Consider the following 14,013-nt stretch of genomic DNA (forward strand, 5'->3'; position numbering starts at 1 on the left):
GACGCTGACGCAAAGGTTCAGCGATCGATCAGTGCACGCAGCGTCCGCACGGCACCGCGGGCGCGGTCCCCGTCGGAGCCCTGGATCGCGAGCAGCGACGCCGTCGTGCCGTCGGCCAGGTCGATCGTGGCCCACGGGGCGCCCGGCGGCAGGTGGACGGCAAGCACCTCGGGCCACTCGTAGTCGCGGCGACGGTAGCCGTTGACGACGGCCAGACCCTCCTCGGAGGCGACGACCCGCGAGCGCCCCAAGGCGTAGCCGACGGAGCCGGCAAGCAGGCCGAGGAAGACGAGCGTCGAGCGCTGGAAGAAGGTGAACTTCGCGCGTACCTCCGGGTCGAACCCGAGCCAGGCGAAGGTGCAGAGCATCAGCAGTATCGTCCCCAGCACGATGACCGCGATGCGGGCCCCGAACGGCCGCCACGTTCGTGGCAGCGACGAGACGTCGGGCACGGCCATGTCAGAGGGCATGTCAGAGACGGCAGGCGTGGATGTCGGTCAGCAGGATGGCGCGGGCGCCGAGGCCGTAGAGCTCGTCCATCAGCCGCTGGGAGCCAGCGCGCGGCACCATGACCCGGACCGCGACCCAGCCCTCCTTGCCGAGCGGGGAGATCGTCGGACCCTCGAGGCCGGGCGCCAGCGCTGCGGCCCCGTCCAGGTTGGTCCGCTCGATGTCGTAGTCCATCATCACGTAGCCGCGGGCGACCATGACGCCGTCGACCCGGCGCTTGAAGATCTCGAACTCGGCACCGTCCGCACCGTCGCGGGTGATCATCACGGCCTCGGACTCCAGGATCACCTCGCCGAAGGTCGCGAGCCCGGCGGCCCGGAGCGTCGAGCCGGTCTCGACGACGTCGGCGATGACGTCGGCCACGCCGAGCTGGATGCTCGTCTCGACGGCACCGTCGAGGCGCGTCACGGTCGCCTCGATGCCGTGCTCTGCCAGGAACGCCTTGACCACCCCGACGTACGACGTGGCGATGCGCTTGCCCTGGATCTGGTCCAGGCTGGTGTACTCCCCCGCCGGGCCGGCGAAGTGGAACCGCGAGCGGCCGAAGCCGAGCTGCAGTGCCTCGGTGGCCTGCGCGCCCGAGTCGAGCAGCAGGTCGCGGCCGGTGATGCCGACGTCGAGGGTGCCCTCGCCGACGTACAACGCGATGTCACGTGGCCGGAGGTAGAAGAACTCGACGTCGTTCTCGGCGTCGATGAGCACGAGCTCCTTGGAGTCGGCGCGCTGGCGGTAGCCGGCCTCGCGGAGGATGTCGCTGGCGGCCTGCGACAAGGCGCCCTTGTTGGGTACGGCGATGCGGAGAGTCATCTCGGGTTTACCGGTCCTCAGAGGTGGGCGTAGACGTCGTCGAGGGTGAGTCCGCTGGCGAGCATCAGCACCTGTGCGTGGTAGAGCAGCTGGCTGATCTCGAGGGCCGTGGCGTCCTTGCCCTCGTGCTCGGCGGCCATCCACGACTCGGCCGCCTCCTCGATCAGCTTCTTGCCGATCGCATGGACGCCGGCGTCGAGCTGTTGAACGGTGCCAGAGCCCTCCGGCCGCGTGGCGGCCTTCTCGCTCAGCTCGACCCAGAGCTCCTCGAACGTCTTCACGAGCGCCAAGCCTAGGCGGTCGGGCATGCCCGCCCCGCCCCGGTCCACGCGACTGTGCGCGAGACTGACCCGCATGGACGACCTCACCGGAGTCCCCGACTGGGGACGCCTCTCCTGGCCGCGCGTGACCGAGCGCCTCACCCTCCGCCCGGCGACCCCGGACGACGCTGACGCGATGTTCGGCTATCGCAGCCTCGAGCACGTCTCCCGCTGGATGACCCAGCTCCCGACCGACGCCCGGCAGTGGCACGCAGACTGCGACCAGCGCTGGCCATTCGCCCTAGTGATCTGCCGTGACGACAAGGTGATCGGCGACCTGTTCCTCAAGACCGAGGACGCCTGGGCACAGGCCGAGGTGCGTGACCGTGCGCACGACGTCTTCGCCGAGATCGGCTGGTGTCTGTCCCCTGCCCACGCGGGTCAGGGGTTGGCGACCGAGGCGGTCCGCGAGCTGCTGGCCATCGCCTTCGACGGCCTGGGCCTGCGCCGCGTCACGGCCAACTGCTTCGCAGACAACGAACCCTCCTGGCGCCTCATGGAGCGGGTGGGAATGCGCCGAGAGGCACACAACGTCAGCGACACCCTGCACCGCGACGGCGAGTGGTACGACGGGCTCGTCTACGCCCTGCTCGCCGATGAGTGGCGGGGTCGCTAGGGGACGTCGGGAAGAGTCCAGTCCGGCGGGGGGTCAGCCTCGAACCGCACAGCGTCGACCTCGGTGCGTCCGTCGAGCCACGCTCGGGCGATCCGGTGTCCGCCATCCATGAGGCCGCCGCTGACATTCAGGATGACTGGGTGGCTCAGGTCGGCGGCCTCGATGCGACGTGCGTGCTCAGCGACCTCACGACAGGTGGGAGGGCGGTCACCGAACCACCAGTTCTGATCGAACTCGGCGATATCGGCGATGGGAACTGATTCGGGAAGCAGTCCCTCGGCTGCAGCCCAGAGGCTCTCGGTCCACCAGAACTCGCGAACACCGTCGACGACGCGTGAGTGGGTTTCTCGCTGACTCTCCACAGGACGAGTATCTCGCGTCGTTCTGCTCGCTCCTGCTGCGAGTGGGGCCTGCTCAGGTCGAGCTCCGCGCTTGAGGCGAATGCGAACTAGGGTTGGTCCGTGGATGTGGACGACGCGCGACGCATCGCAGAGATCGAGCTTGCTCGATGGAACGACACGTTGACGCCTGACAGGTTGAGGAACCTTCAGGCCACGGCCCATGACCCGGACGACGAGTTCGTGGTCACGGAGATCGAGACCCACTCGCGAGCCTGGATTGTCCACTTCGCGACCCGACGGTGGGTCAGGACGCGCAGCTTCTCGGACCAAGCGGTGGGCGCTTGTCCTCTTGCAGTCGAAAGGACGACGGGAGACCTCTTCAGCTACGGGTCCGGTGATTACGCAAGGTCCAAGCATGGGTCGACAGCCCGTCCCGTTAGTCGACAAAGGATCCGCTACACCTTGACGCTCGCGGACCTGCCGATGCGCGGGCACTACTCCGAACCCATGATGCGTTCGCGTAGCCAGTCCCAGTCCTGCTCGTCGTAGAGGGTCCACGTATCAGCTCCCGCTCCCCGATCGACTCGATCGTGTCGGGGCGCCCCGACACGATCTCGTCGACGGTGAGGCGGTCCTCGAGGGACAGGCAGGCGGTCTCGCGGGCAACAATCGTCGCCTTCCACTCCGTGATCCGCCCCGTCCGCCAAGCGGTCCACGTGTGCGGCAGCTCCGACTGGACGATCTTCGCCAGGCCCAGATGCTGCCGCCCGCGATGGGGAGACTCGCGACGAGCCAACGCCACCTGTTCGACAACACCCCGGCCACGCCGCGCCGCTAGAACTCCTGCGGCCTCCTGCTCGGCTCGCTGGGAGACGTCGAAATCACAGGCGAGACGGGCCTGGGCAGCAGTGACGACACAGGCCAGCCGCTCCAACGCCCGCAGGGCATCGATCCGCTCAGCGTCACTCAGGTCACTGACGCCCTCGATCGCCGAGGACAACCCATCTGCCCACGCCTCAAGGTTTCTCGCGCTCACCACGCCCGCAGCGCCGCCTGAGGGCGGTGCAGCCGAGGAGGCGGATATCGTGTCGAACATGTGTTCGATTCTATCGGCGCTGGGGCAATTTGGAAAGGGGAAGCACCCGTCGTGTGGATCCCCTTTTCCGTGCCCTCCCCTTCACTCGTGGGTACTGGCCGCCGGACGTGGGCACCTGGCTCGAAGTCCTCCACCCGCCACGCGGAGCCACAGTCAGCAGATCCTTGACCGCAGGTGACGTCGATGCGAAGCGGGAAGCCGCGCCGGTGGTCGTAGACGATCTCGACGTCGACGTCGTCGTCGAAGAACCCCGGCCGATTGTCAGCTGCTACTTCGAATACGCCCTCAATGGTGGGCGCGTGCTCTGCCGCAGACTGGCCGCAGCCCGCACCTCGAGTGACCGCCTCGACGACCTCGCCGTCGCGGACCGTGACCCGGGACGGGGCAGTACAGGCACATGCCACTGCAGTAGACGTATTCGAAGGAGTACACCGCCGGCTCCTGCGACTCCCACCGGGCGAGCGCCTGGTCGTAGTCCCGGTCCGCGACCGCACCGGAGGCAAGGAGCAACCACGCGGCCACGACGAGGACGCCGCTGATGACGCTCGCTCCCACGGCACGGGCCTTCAGGTCGGTACGCGAGGTCGACGACAAGACGGTCAGACGCCAATCCGGACGGCAGCGTTCCCTCACAATGCTCGAGCTGGGCAATCTCAGCGCCGGGACCAGGTCGGGAGGAGATCGATCGCATCGATCCTGAGGACGACCGGCCCACCCCGGCCACGGTAGACCCGAGCGGTGTCACGTCAGGCCCGAACCCTCAGATCGGACCGAGCTCAGGACGAGCGCGGTCGCCAACGCTGCGCTGGTCGCCTCCCAGCCCTTGTCCTCCTTCGAGCCCTCGAGACCGGCCCGATCCAGCGCCTGCTCGTCGTTGTCACAGGTGAGTACGCCGAAGCCGACCGGCACACCGGTGTCGAGGGTGACCCGGGTCAGTCCGTCGGTAGCGGCGCTGCAGACGTAGTCGAAGTGGGGGGTGCCGCCGCGGATGACGACGCCGAGGGTCACGACCGCGTCGTACCCCTGCTGGGCCAGGGCGAGGGCGACGACGGGCAGCTCGAAGGTGCCAGGCACGCGGACGACCTTGGCGTCCGCGACCTGGTGGGCACTCAGCGCGCGTTGCGTGCCGGCGAGGAGGCCGTCCATCACCTCGGTGTGCCAGCTCGCCGCGACAACGGCGACCTTCAGCCCGGACGCGTCGAAGGCAGCCTGGTCGGGGGATCCATGTCCGCTCACTGGTGCAGCTCCTCGGTCATCAGCTCCGGCAGGTCCGGCAGCACGTGGCCCATCCGGTCGCGCTTGGTGCGGAGGTAGTCGATGTTGTCGTCGGTGGGGTGGATGGCGAGCGGGACCGTCTCGGTGACGGAGATCCCGAACTCCTCGAGGCTGGCGGTCTTGGCGGGGTTGTTCGTCAGCAGGCGCACCGACTCGACGCCGAGGTCACGCAGCACCTGGGTGGCGGTGCCGTAGTGGCGGCTGTCGGCCGGCAGGCCGAGGTCGAGGTTGGCGTCGACGGTGTCACGGCCCTTGTCCTGCAGCGCGTAGGCCTGGAGCTTGGCGACCAGACCGATGCCGCGACCCTCGTGACCGCGGAGGTAGACCACCACTCCCCTGCCCTCGGCGACGATCTGTGCCATGGCCTCGTTGAGCTGCGGACCGCAGTCACAGCGGTGGCTGCCGAAGACGTCGCCGGTCAGGCACTCGGAGTGCACGCGCGTCAGCACGGGCGCCGGGCCCGAGACGTCGCCGTACACCAGCGCCACGTGCTCGCTGTCGTCGATGGTGATGCGATAGCCGTACGCCGTGAACTCCCCGTGCGCCGTCGGCAACCGGGTCTCCGCGACGCGCTCGACGTGCAGCTCGTAGCGGCGGCGGAACCGGACCAGGGCCTCGATGGAGATCATCGCGAGGCCGTGCTCGTCGGCGAACTCACGCAGCTCGGGGCCGCGCTTCATCGTGCCGTCGTCGTTGACGACCTCGACCAGCACGCCCGCCGGCGTCAGCCCGGCCAACCTGGCGAGGTCGACGGCCGCCTCGGTGTGGCCGCGGCGCACGAGCACGCCACCGTCGGCATAGCGCAACGGGAAGACGTGGCCTGGACGCGTGAGCTCCCACGGCTCGGTGGCCGAGTCCGCCAGCGTCCGCGCCGTGTGCGCGCGGTCGGCGGCACTGATGCCGGTGCTGACACCGTCGCGGGCGTCGACCGAGATCGTGTAGGCGGTGCGGAGCTTGTCCTTGTTGTGCGGGGTCATCAAGGGGATCTCGAGGCGGTCGAGCATGCGCGCCGGCATCGGCACGCAGATCACTCCGCTCGAGTGGCGGATCGTGAAGGCCATCAGCTCCGGGGTGGCCTTGGCGGCCGCGAAGATGATGTCCCCCTCGTTCTCGCGGTCCTCGTCGTCGACGACGATCACGGCCTTGCCGGCGGCGATGTCTGCGATCGCCCGTTCGACGCTGTCGAGGCGTATGGACTCGCTCATGAGCCCACTCCTTCCGGTTGCTGAGTCTGTTGCGATGGGATTCATGCGTCGTTCCCCCTGGTCGCGAGGCGGTCGAGATAGCCCGCGGCGAGCAGCTTCTCGACGTGCTTGGCGATGACGTCGACCTCGAGGTTGACCCGGTCGCCGGGCTGACGGCTGCCCAGGGTGGTCCGGGCCAGGGTCTCGGGGATCAGGCTCACGGTGAAGCTGGCGTCCTTGGCCTCGACGACCGTCAGGCTGACGCCGTCGACGGTGATGGAGCCCTTGTCGACGAGATAGCGCCCGAGCTCGGGCGGCATCGAGATCTCGACGACCTCCCAGTGCTCGCTGGGCGTACGCCGCACGACCTCACCCACTCCGTCCACGTGCCCTTGCACGATGTGACCGCCGAGGCGCTTCTCCACCGTGACCGCACGCTCGAGGTTGACCCGGTCGCCGGGCGCCGCGCCGTGGAGGCTGGTCTTGTCGAGCGTCTCCTGCATGACGTCGGCGGTCCACGAGTCCCCGTCGATGGTCACGACCGTCAGGCAGCACCCGTTGACCGCGATCGAGTCGCCAAGCCCGGTGCCCTCAAGAACGGTGCTGGCCCGCACGGTCAGCCGGATCGCGTCACCCTGCTCCTCGATGCTCGAGATGCTTCCGAGCTCTTCCACGATGCCGGTGAACATCAGTTGTCTCCTCCGGGAGTGAGGGTGAGGCGGACGGTCGCATCGGCGCCCGTGCCGAGGACGCCGGCACGCTTGAGGTGCCAGCGCAGCTGGTCGGTGATGGTGGTGATGCCGAGGTCCCCGACAGCGCTGGCGCCGGAGCCGAGGAAGGTCGGCGCGACGTAGGCGATGATCTCGTCGACCAGGCCCGCTGTGAGGAACGCCGCCGCCAGAGTCGGTCCCCCCTCGAGCCAGACGTGACGACGTCCGTCGTCGTAGAGCTGCTCGAGCGCCTTGGCCGGGTCACGGGTGACGAGACGCCGTGCCTCGCCGGGTCCGGCGAAGATGTGGCTCTCGGCCGGGACGTCGCGCTCGCCCATCACGACGCGCAGCGGCTGGTGCGGGCGGGGTTGGTCGACCTCGTCGCGGACGGTGAGGCGGGGGTCGTCGATGAGGACGGTCCCGGTGCCGACGAGGACCACGTCGCACTCGGCCCGCATCGCGTGGGTGTCGCGGCGGGCGTCGGCGCCGCTGATCCAGCGGCTGGTGCCGTCGGCTGCGGCGCTGCGCCCGTCCAGCGTGGCGGCGAACTTCCAGGTGACGAAGGGTCGCCCGTGCTCGACGGCGAAGGTCCACGCCCGGTTGATGCCGCGGGCGACAGGCTCCATGACGCCGGCCTCGACCTCGATCCCGGCTTCGCGAAGTGCCGTCGCCCCGCCGGCGGCGATCGGGTTGGGGTCGCGTTGGGCGAAGACCACACGGCGGACGCCGGCGCCGATCAGCGCCTCGACGCACGGGCCGGTGAGGCCAGTGTGGTTGCAGGGCTCGAGGGTGACGACCGCGGTGGCTCCGCGCGCGGTCCCGCCCGCCTGGGCCAGCGCTGCCAGTGCCGCAACCTCGGCGTGCGGCGTACCTGCTCCGCGGTGGAAGCCCTCGGCCACGACCGCGCCGTCGGCATCCAGCAGTACGCAACCGACCCGGGGATTGGGTCCGAGGGGCACGCCGGGGGTCGCCGCGAGCACGAGGGCGCGGCGCATCGCGGCCTGCTCGGCTGGTGTGGTGGTCATCGCTGTCCCTCTGGTCCGTGAAATGGACTCCGGGGGCGCGGGCGCAGGCGTCGCTCGGACGCCAGACGCTTGCGTGTTCTTCTCATCCGGACTTTGACCGTCGGTCCAGGATTCTCACCTGGTCAACCGGCCACTGGCTGTGGCCGGGTCGCGGACTGCCGATCGAAGCGTTGGCTTCGACCAGTTCACCGCCGGTGCGGATTTTCACCGCCCCCAGAGCACGCTCTTGCTGGGCCGAACTCTGTCACACCCGCAGACATTCCCGGGCGGGTGTCCGGTGTGATGTCGGCGACGTCCTGCTCTCTCGCGGCCCTAGTCGGCCCACACCAGTTCCCCGTCGGCTTCGAGGGTGATCTCTTCCTTCTCACACACTCGCCGATCGGCGAACTCGTGCCGCACGAACACGGTGCCGTCGCGCCGGACCACCTCGAAGTAGCCGTCAGACGCGACGTAGCACTGAAGCTCACGATCACTCTCGACCCACTGGGTGTCGAAGGAGTAGACCTCCTCGAGCCGGCCGCCCTCCTGTCGGACACCATCGGGTCGACGCACGACCACCCGCATCCCCTGCTCGCCGGTCTCGTTGAGGAGGAACGCTTCGCCTTCGTTGATCGGCTCGCATGCGCTGAGGAGCGTCACCGCGACGGACGTGATCGCCAGCACTGCGCAGAGTCGGTTCATGTCGTCATGCTCCTCCTCGTCGCTGCCTCATGCACGCGAGGCGGTCCCGGCGCGTCGGACGTGACGAAGTTCCCTGTCCGTACGGCGCTGAGCGCGCCCGCGGCGTACGAACCCGACTTCCACCCGTCCGACCCGCCGCCCACCGAGGTCAGCGACCGAGCGCGTGCTCCCGCAGCCACGTCTCGGCGCGACGACGCGATGCCTGGGCGAGCCAGGCGTCCTGGACCAGCTCGACGATCTCGTCGCGGTCCACCTCACCGACCCGCGAGCCGCGCAGGAGCACGGAGGGATGTCCGTCGAAGTGCGGCGTGGTGAAGAACGGCGAGGTCTCGTCCTGCACCAGCGCGAGCTTGTCGCCCTCGGAGGCGACCCAGAAGACGATCACGTCGTCGTAGCGCTCGCCGGTCTCGGGATCGACGGTGTCGGGCCGCGGCGTCCGGAAGAAGACGAACGACTTGCTGCCGACCTGGTAGATCGGGAGCGTGCCGGCCCGGGTCACGGTGACGTGCGGCATCGCCAGCGCCGCGGCGTGGATGTCGTCGATCGTGGCCGGGCGGCTCACGTCGCTGCAGCCTCGGCCTTCGCCCTGAGCTCACGCACCATCGCGTCAGGGTCGGCAGCGGAGAAGACGGCGCTGCCCGCGACGAACACGTCGGCGCCGGCCTCCGCACAGCGCTCGATCGTCTCGAGGCTGACTCCCCCGTCGACCTGCAGCCACGTCTCGACGCTGTGCTTGCGCATCATCGCCCGGGCCGTTCGGATCTTCGGCAGGCACAGGTCGAGGAACTTCTGGCCACCGAAGCCGGGCTCGACGGTCATGATCAGCACCATGTCGAGCTCGGGCAGCAGGGCCTCGTAGGGCTCGATGGGTGTGGCGGGCTTCAGCGCCATGCTGGCCCGGGCGCCCTGGTTGCGGAGCTCGCGGGCGAGGCGCACGGGAGCCTTCGTCGCCTCGACGTGGAAGGTGACGCTGCTGGCGCCCGCCTCGGCGTACAACGGCGCCTGGGTGTCGCAGTCCTCGATCATCAGGTGGGCATCGAGCGGGATGTCGGTGGCCCTGCTGAGCGCCTCCACCATCGTGGGCCCGAACGTCAGGTTCGGGACGAAGTGGTTGTCCATCACGTCCACGTGCACCCAGTCGGCGCTCCCGATGCGGCCGACCTCCTCGCCGAGCCTGGCGAAGTCGGCGTTCAGGATGGACGGAGTGATCTGGATTCCCACGGGCGCCAGCCTAGGGTGCCGCGGCCCTCAGCCGAGGAGGGAGTCGTCGTACGACGCCGTGAGCTCCCCGCCGGCGGTGCCTGTGTTGACCACGCCCGCCGGTTCGATCAGCATCACCGCGACGTCCCCGTCGGTGATCGGACAGTGCTCGACCCCGCGCGGGACCACGAACAGCTGCCCCGGGCCCAGGGTGACGTCGCCGTCGCGCAGCTGGATGGTCAGGCGGCCCTCGATCACGAGGAACAGCTCGTCGGTGTCGTCGTGGGTGTGCCAGACGAACTCGCCCTTGAGCTTGGCCAGCTTGATCTCGTAGTCGTTGAGGCGAGCGATCACCTTGGGTGACCAGTGCTCGGAGAACAGCGACAGCTTGTCGGCGATGTCGATCGGCTCGGCGGGAGACATGCTCCAGATCCTAGGCCGGAGGAGCCGCGTCGGACTCCGGATCGGCGGGCGGCTCGGCACCAGCTGCCTCGTCGCGCTCGGCCCACTCGAGCAAGGGCGCTATGTCGAAGACCTCGTCGTCGATGCCGGCGTGGAGGTCACCGATCTCGGCGAAGCGGGCAGGCATGGTGAAGATGGTGAAGTCGTCCGGCTCGCAGTGGTCGATCTCATCCCACCGGACCGGGGCAGACACGCGGGCGTTGGGGACGCCGCGAACGGAGTAGGCGGCGGCAATGGTGTGGTCGCGCGCGTTCTGGTTGTAGTCGACGAACAGCTCCTCCGGCGACCGGTCCTTGCGCCACCACGCCGTCGTGACATCGCCGTCCGCACGGCGCTCGACCTCACGGGCGAAGGCGAGCGCGCCGCGGCGTACGTCCGCGAACCCATGGTCGGGCGGGATGCGGACGTAGATGTGGAGGCCGGAGCCTCCGCTCGTCTTGGGGAAGCCGACGGCGCCGAGCTCGTCGAGCACCTCGTGCGCCACGTGGGCCACCCTCTGGACCGTGGCCCAGTCGCACTCCGGCCCCGGGTCGAGGTCGATGCGCCACTCGTCGGGAAACTCGACGCCTGTCCTGCGTGAGTTCCAGGGATGGAACTCGACGGTGGACATCTGCACCGCCCAGATGACGCTGGCGAGCTCGGTGACGCAGAGCTCGTCGGCGGTGCGATTCCAGCGCGGGAAGTGCAGGCGCACCGTCTCCAGCCAGGGCGGGGCCCCAGCGGGGATGCGCTTCTGGTGGACCTTGTCCCCGGCGAGCCCCTTGGGGAAGCGGTGCAGCATGCACGGCCGCTCGCGGAGCGCGTTGACGATGCCGTCACCGACAGCGAGGTAGTACTCCACCAGGTCGCGCTTGGTGGCTCCCGACTCCGGGAAGTAGACGCGGTCGGGGTTGCTCACCCGCACCACGCGGTCGTCCACCTCGATCTCGATGCTGGGTGAGGACGCCATGAGGTGACCCTAGCCAGTCGGCGCGACGTGGATCAGGGCGCGACGCTCACCAGGACCGGCTCGCTGGCTCCCTCGTCGGCATACTCGCTCTCCGGCCGCAGCCACCGGAGCTCCTGGGTCTCGGTGACCTTGATCGTGGCCCACGATGCGCCGTCCGGACCCGAGTAGGTCAGCGGCGACACATCGGTCCACTCGCTGGCCCCGGGGGCGCGCGACTGGAGCACCAGCGGGTCTCCGGTGACCCTGCCGCCGACGTCGGTCACCGAGCCCGCGATCGAGAGCTCGTCGCCGGACGCCAACCGGGTGGCCGAGGGCAGGATCGCCGTTTCGAGAGCCATCCCCTCGAAGTCCCACGTGCGGTCGTTGCCGCGGACCGCGTCGAGGTTGAAGGCCTGGCCGTCGCAACCGAACCCGGTCACCAGCAGGCCGGGGCCGTCACCGTGCGCCGCCACGAACTCAGCAGGCGTCGCCGACTCCTCGGCCAGGGTCTGTCCGGAGGGGACGTCGACCAGGACCCACTCGTGGCGAACCGTGGCGGTCTCCACGTGCTGCCAGGTGCCCGGCGTGACGTCGAGGGCCGCGCGGCCACGCCACACCTGGCCAGGCGCGATGTCAGGGGTGGTCACCCAGAGGTAGGAGGCTCCCGTGGTGCCCGACGCAGCGTGCACGTCCACTCCGGCCTCCAGCGCGCCGAGTGAGAGGAAGGACAGGCTCGGCCCGGAGGCGGTGCCGGCTCCGGACGGCACCAGACCGAAGCTGCGCCGGCCGATCGGTGCCACGTCGGGGCCACGGTTGATCCGGGTCGTCGGCGCCGACGCAGGCGCGTCCATCGAGTCGCAGCCGACGTAGGTGAGGAACATGCCGTCGAGGGGCGAACCGGGACCGGCCATCCTGGTGACGGGGTCCGTGACCTGCGCCTGTGCCGGAGCCGTCACCGCGGTGGTGGCCGACGAGACGGACAACAGGACTGCAGCCGCGGTGGCGGCTCGTAGTCGACGACGCACAGAAAACCCACTCATCCCAAGATCTGACGATCCCCTCGATCGCTCCCCGGACATCATCATGCACGCCACCAAACGCGGGGGGACCACCCGTCGGGGGGATGATGAACAAATGGCGCTAGCCGCGCCGGATCGTGGCGATGAACATCGCGTCCGTGCCGTCGCGATGCGGCCACAACTGCCGTGAACGCTCCAGCGTCGCATCGCTCCGGCGGCCCAGCACCGCCTCGACGACCTCCGTGGTCTCGGCCAGGACGGGCGAGCAGGTCGCATAGACCACCACTCCCCCCGGCCTGGTGGCGGTGATGGCTGCGCCGAGCAGGGCCGTCTGCAGGGGCACCAGCGCGTCCAGGTCGGCGGGAGTACGCCGCCAACGCGACTCGGGGCGCCGCCGGAGCGCCCCCAGCCCCGAGCACGGGGCGTCGACCAGCACCCGGTCGAAGGTCTGCTCACGCCACGGCGGCCTGGTGCCGTCACCGGTCACGACGCCGAGCATCCCCGACGACGTCGCGCGGGTCCCGCGCGTCACCAGTCGCGCCCGGTGCTGCTGACGTTCGTTGGCGAGCAGCCGTGCGCCCCTCTGGGCAGCCAGCGACGCGAGCAGGGCTGCCTTCCCGCCCGGCCCGGCGCACACGTCGAGCCATCGCTCGTCCCGGCCCGGGAGCTCAGCCTGCGCCAGCTCCAGGGCCACCAGCTGGGAGCCCTCGTCCTGCACACCGGCACGGCCGTGGGCGATGGCGGAGATGGCCGACGGGTCGCCGCCGGTCAGCTCGACGGCGTACGGCGACAGCGTGCCGCGTGTCCCGCCGGCAGCCACCAGCTCCTCGATGGTGGCGAGCCCGGGCAGGGCGACGAGCATCACCCGAGGCGCGGCATTGTCCGCAGCGAGCAGCGCGGGCAGCTCCTCGGGGCTGCCCAGCGCCTCGTCCAGCGCCTCGACGACCCACCGCGGGTGGGAGTGGGCGATGGAGGCGAACCCGACGGGGTCGCGCCCCTGGTCCGGGGCGACCTGGCGGACCCACCCGTCCAGGTCGTGTCCAGAAACCTTCCTCAGCACCGCGTTGACGAGCCCGGCCGGACCGACGCCGACCCGGGCCCGGACCAGGTCGACGCTGGTGCTGATGGCGGCGTGGTCGGGCACGCGCATCGCCAGCAGCTGGTGGACGCCCAGCCGCAGCGCGTCGCGCACCTTGGCCTCGAGGCGGGGCTTGGTCAGGCAGGCATCGATGATCGCGTCGTAGGTGCCCTGCCAGCGGATCGTGCCGGACACCAGCTCGGTGGTGAACGCGGCGTCGCGGCCGGACAGCCGGTGCTCGGCGAGCACCAGCGGCAGCGCGAGATTGGCGTAGGCGTCGTCGAGTCGCACCGCCTTGAGCACGTCGTAGGCGGCGAGCCGCGAGGGGTCGACCCGGTTGCGCTCAGTCATCCGCAAGGAACTCCCTGCACAGTCGCTTGGGCGCCACGGCGAGCCACGCCTCGTGGACGACCTCGGTGAGCTCATCGAGGCTCAGCTCACCGAGCCGCGACTGCTGGACCAGCACGGCGTTGAAGTTGCGGAAGTGGTCGATGGTGAAGAAGGGCGAGTCGCCCTCGACCAGCGCAGCCTTGTCGCCCGCGTCTGCGGTGCGGACGACGAGCAGGTCGTCGTACTGCTCACCGGACACCGGGTCGACGGCGCTGGGGTGCGCGGGCCGATAGAGCACGAAGCCCCTGCCCTTGTCCCCCGCCGGCACCAGCCAGGTCGGCACGTCGCCCCAGGACGTGCCGAACTCCGTGCTCGGCAGGGCGGCGCAGATCTCGTCGACGTCCTCTGGTCGGGCTGGCCTGCTCACGAGA

At 69.8% G+C, this 14,013-nt stretch carries 20 protein-coding genes and 1 riboswitch; of the genes, 1 reads left to right on the plus strand and 19 read right to left on the minus strand.

The genetic code is table 11. From position 1 onward, the window contains the following. Positions 1-17 precede the first annotated feature (17 nt). Genes VNJ48_RS12755 through VNJ48_RS12765 form a run of 3 tightly spaced genes read right to left on the minus strand, consistent with a single transcriptional unit; the run spans position 18 to position 1,598 of the window. Complete coding sequence (locus VNJ48_RS12755) at positions 18-470, minus strand: PH domain-containing protein (RefSeq protein ID WP_325602650.1); 453 nt, start codon at positions 468-470, stop codon at positions 18-20. Between the two features lies 1 nt (position 471). Continuing rightward, positions 472-1,317, minus strand: coding sequence for an ATP phosphoribosyltransferase (gene hisG, locus VNJ48_RS12760; RefSeq protein WP_325602652.1), 846 nt, complete (start codon positions 1,315-1,317; stop codon positions 472-474). 17 nt (positions 1,318-1,334) lie between these two features. Then, entirely contained in the window at positions 1,335-1,598 is a 264-nt protein-coding gene (locus VNJ48_RS12765) for a phosphoribosyl-ATP diphosphatase (RefSeq protein WP_414689947.1), read from the minus strand. A gap of 73 nt (positions 1,599-1,671) precedes the next feature. Between VNJ48_RS12765 and VNJ48_RS12770 the strand changes: the two genes are divergently transcribed. Then, positions 1,672-2,253 (plus strand): GNAT family protein, encoded by a 582-nt coding sequence (locus VNJ48_RS12770; protein ID WP_325602656.1) that lies wholly within the window; start codon positions 1,672-1,674, stop codon positions 2,251-2,253. Here VNJ48_RS12770 and VNJ48_RS12775 read toward each other — a convergent pair. From VNJ48_RS12775 to VNJ48_RS12845, 16 genes are all read right to left on the minus strand, one after another. After that, positions 2,250-2,615: a hypothetical protein gene (locus tag VNJ48_RS12775; protein ID WP_325602658.1), complete on the minus strand. Its 366-nt coding sequence runs from the start codon at positions 2,613-2,615 to the stop codon at positions 2,250-2,252. The genes VNJ48_RS12770 and VNJ48_RS12775 overlap by 4 nt on opposite strands. A 415-nt stretch (positions 2,616-3,030) precedes the next feature. Continuing rightward, positions 3,031-3,690 (minus strand): hypothetical protein, encoded by a 660-nt coding sequence (locus VNJ48_RS12780; RefSeq protein ID WP_325602660.1) that lies wholly within the window; start codon positions 3,688-3,690, stop codon positions 3,031-3,033. Beyond that, complete coding sequence (locus tag VNJ48_RS22680; protein ID WP_414689948.1) at positions 3,627-4,094, minus strand: DUF6174 domain-containing protein; 468 nt, start codon at positions 4,092-4,094, stop codon at positions 3,627-3,629. Before VNJ48_RS22680 ends, VNJ48_RS12780 begins: the two co-directional genes overlap by 64 nt. Further along, the gene (locus VNJ48_RS12785) at positions 3,976-4,245 is read right to left on the minus strand and encodes a hypothetical protein (protein ID WP_325602662.1); all 270 of its coding nucleotides are present in this window, start codon (positions 4,243-4,245) and stop codon (positions 3,976-3,978) included. Before VNJ48_RS12785 ends, VNJ48_RS22680 begins: the two co-directional genes overlap by 119 nt. Positions 4,246-4,431: 186 nt before the next feature. Next, entirely contained in the window at positions 4,432-4,926 is a 495-nt protein-coding gene (gene ribH, locus VNJ48_RS12790) for a 6,7-dimethyl-8-ribityllumazine synthase (RefSeq protein WP_325602664.1), read from the minus strand. Next, the gene (locus VNJ48_RS12795) at positions 4,923-6,170 is read right to left on the minus strand and encodes a bifunctional 3,4-dihydroxy-2-butanone-4-phosphate synthase/GTP cyclohydrolase II (RefSeq protein ID WP_325602666.1); all 1,248 of its coding nucleotides are present in this window, start codon (positions 6,168-6,170) and stop codon (positions 4,923-4,925) included. The genes ribH and VNJ48_RS12795 overlap by 4 nt, the downstream gene beginning before the upstream one ends. Before the next feature lie 41 nt (positions 6,171-6,211). Beyond that, complete coding sequence (locus VNJ48_RS12800; protein WP_325602668.1) at positions 6,212-6,838, minus strand: riboflavin synthase; 627 nt, start codon at positions 6,836-6,838, stop codon at positions 6,212-6,214. Then, positions 6,838-7,884: a bifunctional diaminohydroxyphosphoribosylaminopyrimidine deaminase/5-amino-6-(5-phosphoribosylamino)uracil reductase RibD gene (gene ribD / locus VNJ48_RS12805; protein ID WP_325602670.1), complete on the minus strand. Its 1,047-nt coding sequence runs from the start codon at positions 7,882-7,884 to the stop codon at positions 6,838-6,840. Before ribD ends, VNJ48_RS12800 begins: the two co-directional genes overlap by 1 nt. A 69-nt stretch (positions 7,885-7,953) precedes the next feature. After that, positions 7,954-8,110: riboswitch (FMN riboswitch) on the minus strand. 86 nt (positions 8,111-8,196) lie between these two features. Next, on the minus strand, positions 8,197-8,565 hold the full coding sequence (locus tag VNJ48_RS12810) for a hypothetical protein (protein ID WP_325602672.1): 369 nt from the start codon (positions 8,563-8,565) through the stop codon (positions 8,197-8,199). A gap of 148 nt (positions 8,566-8,713) precedes the next feature. After that, the gene (locus VNJ48_RS12815) at positions 8,714-9,127 is read right to left on the minus strand and encodes a hypothetical protein (RefSeq protein WP_325602674.1); all 414 of its coding nucleotides are present in this window, start codon (positions 9,125-9,127) and stop codon (positions 8,714-8,716) included. Next, positions 9,124-9,786: a ribulose-phosphate 3-epimerase gene (gene rpe / locus VNJ48_RS12820; RefSeq protein WP_325602676.1), complete on the minus strand. Its 663-nt coding sequence runs from the start codon at positions 9,784-9,786 to the stop codon at positions 9,124-9,126. The genes VNJ48_RS12815 and rpe overlap by 4 nt, the downstream gene beginning before the upstream one ends. A 27-nt stretch (positions 9,787-9,813) precedes the next feature. After that, positions 9,814-10,188, minus strand: a complete 375-nt coding sequence (locus VNJ48_RS12825; RefSeq protein WP_325602678.1) for a cupin domain-containing protein — start codon at positions 10,186-10,188, stop codon at positions 9,814-9,816. 10 nt (positions 10,189-10,198) lie between these two features. After that, positions 10,199-11,176, minus strand: coding sequence for a non-homologous end-joining DNA ligase (gene ligD, locus VNJ48_RS12830; RefSeq protein WP_325602679.1), 978 nt, complete (start codon positions 11,174-11,176; stop codon positions 10,199-10,201). A gap of 32 nt (positions 11,177-11,208) precedes the next feature. Further along, complete coding sequence (locus VNJ48_RS12835) at positions 11,209-12,195, minus strand: hypothetical protein (protein WP_325602681.1); 987 nt, start codon at positions 12,193-12,195, stop codon at positions 11,209-11,211. A gap of 100 nt (positions 12,196-12,295) precedes the next feature. After that, complete coding sequence (locus tag VNJ48_RS12840; RefSeq protein WP_325602683.1) at positions 12,296-13,603, minus strand: RsmB/NOP family class I SAM-dependent RNA methyltransferase; 1,308 nt, start codon at positions 13,601-13,603, stop codon at positions 12,296-12,298. Next, positions 13,596-14,009, minus strand: a complete 414-nt coding sequence (locus tag VNJ48_RS12845; protein ID WP_325602684.1) for a hypothetical protein — start codon at positions 14,007-14,009, stop codon at positions 13,596-13,598. Before VNJ48_RS12845 ends, VNJ48_RS12840 begins: the two co-directional genes overlap by 8 nt. Positions 14,010-14,013: the final 4 nt, after the last annotated feature.

Source organism: Nocardioides sp. (assembly GCF_035576065.1).
GTDB lineage: Bacteria > Actinomycetota > Actinomycetes > Propionibacteriales > Nocardioidaceae > Nocardioides.

Bases quoted from the DNA above. Each gene is read 5' to 3' on its own strand.
- VNJ48_RS12755 (WP_325602650.1), bottom strand. From the start codon at position 470: ATGCCCTCTGACATGGCCGTGCCCGACGTCTCGTCGCTGCCACGAACG.
- hisG (WP_325602652.1), bottom strand. From the start codon at position 1,317: ATGACTCTCCGCATCGCCGTACCCAACAAGGGCGCCTTGTCGCAGGCC.
- VNJ48_RS12770 (WP_325602656.1), top strand. From the start codon at position 1,672: ATGGACGACCTCACCGGAGTCCCCGACTGGGGACGCCTCTCCTGGCCG.
- VNJ48_RS12780 (WP_325602660.1), bottom strand. From the start codon at position 3,690: ATGTTCGACACGATATCCGCCTCCTCGGCTGCACCGCCCTCAGGCGGC.
- VNJ48_RS12795 (WP_325602666.1), bottom strand. From the start codon at position 6,170: ATGAGCGAGTCCATACGCCTCGACAGCGTCGAACGGGCGATCGCAGAC.
- VNJ48_RS12800 (WP_325602668.1), bottom strand. From the start codon at position 6,838: ATGTTCACCGGCATCGTGGAAGAGCTCGGAAGCATCTCGAGCATCGAG.
- ribD (WP_325602670.1), bottom strand. From the start codon at position 7,884: ATGACCACCACACCAGCCGAGCAGGCCGCGATGCGCCGCGCCCTCGTG.
- VNJ48_RS12810 (WP_325602672.1), bottom strand. From the start codon at position 8,565: ATGAACCGACTCTGCGCAGTGCTGGCGATCACGTCCGTCGCGGTGACG.
- VNJ48_RS12825 (WP_325602678.1), bottom strand. From the start codon at position 10,188: ATGTCTCCCGCCGAGCCGATCGACATCGCCGACAAGCTGTCGCTGTTC.
- ligD (WP_325602679.1), bottom strand. From the start codon at position 11,176: ATGGCGTCCTCACCCAGCATCGAGATCGAGGTGGACGACCGCGTGGTG.
- VNJ48_RS12835 (WP_325602681.1), bottom strand. From the start codon at position 12,195: ATGAGTGGGTTTTCTGTGCGTCGTCGACTACGAGCCGCCACCGCGGCT.
- VNJ48_RS12840 (WP_325602683.1), bottom strand. From the start codon at position 13,603: ATGACTGAGCGCAACCGGGTCGACCCCTCGCGGCTCGCCGCCTACGAC.